3 protein-coding genes are annotated in these 1895 nt (G+C 67.2%); 1 reads left to right on the top strand and 2 read right to left on the bottom strand.

All coding sequences use genetic code 11. The features are described 5' to 3' along the window. A partial coding sequence (locus JCM9942_RS18430; protein WP_343123496.1) for a 16S rRNA (uracil(1498)-N(3))-methyltransferase occupies window positions 1-93 on the top strand: 93 nt, incomplete at its 5' end. An 11-nt stretch (window positions 94-104) separates the two neighbouring features. Here the strand turns inward: JCM9942_RS18430 and JCM9942_RS14940 are convergent. Beyond that, window positions 105-578 carry a chemotaxis protein CheW gene (locus JCM9942_RS14940; protein WP_054660630.1) on the bottom strand — a complete coding sequence of 158 codons (474 nt, stop codon included), beginning with the start codon at window positions 576-578 and terminating at the stop codon, window positions 105-107. After that, on the bottom strand, window positions 556-1895 hold a 1340-nt coding region (locus tag JCM9942_RS20315), incomplete at its 5' end, for a chemotaxis protein CheB (protein ID WP_054660628.1). The genes JCM9942_RS14940 and JCM9942_RS20315, both read right to left, overlap by 23 nt.

Here is a 1895-nt window from a genome sequence, read left to right as displayed (position 1 = left end):
CAGGGGCTGCAGCTGGGGCCGCGCATTCTGCGCACCGAAACCGCCGGTCTGGCGGCCATTGCCGCGCTGCAGGCGCGGCTGGGTGATCTCTGAGCGAAGAGGACTCAGGCCGCAGCGGACAGGGCGGCGATCACCGCCGCCTCGATCGCATCCAGATCGGGCAGCAGCGCGCTCTGCTCGCCCAGCAACACACGCATATGCACGCCCTGCGGCAGGCTCTCCTCGGAGGCGTCGGCCAACAGGCCATCACGCGGCACCGCGATCAGCTGCGGGAACGACTGGGTCAGCAGCGCGAAATAGGGCATGTCCGCATTGCCGCCAAGCGCCTTGAGCACCACCACCTTGTTGTTGCCGGAGACCTGCTCTTGGCCATGTCCGCTGAAGCGGGCGTAGGACAGCAGCGGCACGTTCCAGCCATGCCAGGCAATCTGGCCGACCAGCCACTCCGGGACATCGGGAATCGGCTCGACCGAGACGCGCGACATCATCTCCGCGACCGTGGCATTGGGCAACAGCACGCGCTCGGCACCGGCCTGGATCAGGACGCCGCGTACTTCATCGTTGCTTGCATAACTCATCGTCTGTTCCTTGATCGAAGCGGTGCGGACTATTGCGCGCAACGCGTGGCAAGTTCGCCTGCCAGATATTCCGGATCACCGCCGGGCATGCCCGCCACCACCAGCTGGCTGGCGGCTTCCGGGTCATAGCAACCGTCACCGGTCTGGCCTGCGGCCCAACCGCCCTGCGCGGCGAATGCCAGCACCTCGGCACCAGCGCCGGATCGGCACCACTGAGCATCACCACCGCGCTGTCTGCCACCGGCAGGGCCGTGATCAACTGCGCGGACGCCTCCACAAAACGCAGACCGGCGCCGTCCGGCTCCAGTCCGACAGCATCGGCCAGCACGTACACATTTCCCGCTTCAGCCGGCTGTCCAGGGACTGCAAGCAACACCGGCAGCGCCGTGACCCGCGCCATCTGCTTGACCAGATTCGCGTAACGTCCCCCATCCAGACGCATCTGCACCAGCACCGGGCGGGCGAAGTCTTCCGGCAACCCGCTCAACAGGCGCCGTACCGCATCGGGACCACCAATACCTGCCAGCACCAGCACCGGGCCACCAGCGGACTCGCCCGACTCGGGTTCCAGCTCCACCAGCGACAACGAGCTCGACAGCAGGCTGGCAATGGAGGGGTTCTCGGCCGCAGCCGCTTCCACCGGCGCCGCCGGGGCGACATAGGCATCGTCCTCCAGCAACGACCAGCTGCTGTAGCTGCCTGCAGCAGCCGCGGTACCTGCGGGCACCTGCGTGTCCACCATTCCCTGTGGCGGATCCTCGAGCGGCGGCAACGGCGGGGGCAACGGTCCGGTTTCCTGGGCCGTGGCCGCTGGGGACTCCTCGGCCTGTGCCTTGGCCATCAACTCTTCAAAGCTCATGACCTCCGGCGGCTGACGTTCCTCTGCAGGGGCGAAATACAGGCCATCGGCAGGCACCGTGTCTGCCGCTTCGAACGCTTCGTCGAGATGGAACTGCAGCGGGGCATCGACGTGCAGTTCAGCCGGTCTCACCGGCATGCCGGGCTCCGGCTGCAAGGCGGCATCGTCTTCCGGGCCGGGCGGCAAGACGTTGCCGTGCCCCTGCAACTTGGCGGCAAGATGCCGGATCCAACGCTGCGATTCCCAGCCCTCGCGCCGGGCGATGATCTCAGCCTCTTCGAACATCAGCGTATAGCGCGGTGACTCCAGCACGGCATCCAGCCGTTCGAGCGCATCCTCGACCGCAGGCTCCAACGCCACCAGCACCACCTCGGTTGCCGAGGCATCCAGTGCCGCGGCATCCAGCGTGTTGGGATCATCCTCCAGCACCACCTGGCCGCCAGCGGCGGCCACCGCAT

The organism is Stenotrophomonas pictorum JCM 9942 (genome assembly GCF_001310775.1).
Classification (GTDB): Bacteria; Pseudomonadota; Gammaproteobacteria; order Xanthomonadales; family Xanthomonadaceae; genus Stenotrophomonas; species Stenotrophomonas pictorum.
This window is presented reverse-complemented; position numbering and strand designations above follow the sequence as displayed.

Excerpts from the sequence above, each read along its gene's own strand:
- JCM9942_RS14940 (WP_054660630.1), bottom strand. The coding sequence starts at position 578 with ATGAGTTATGCAAGCAACGATGAAGTACGCGGCGTCCTGATCCAGGCC.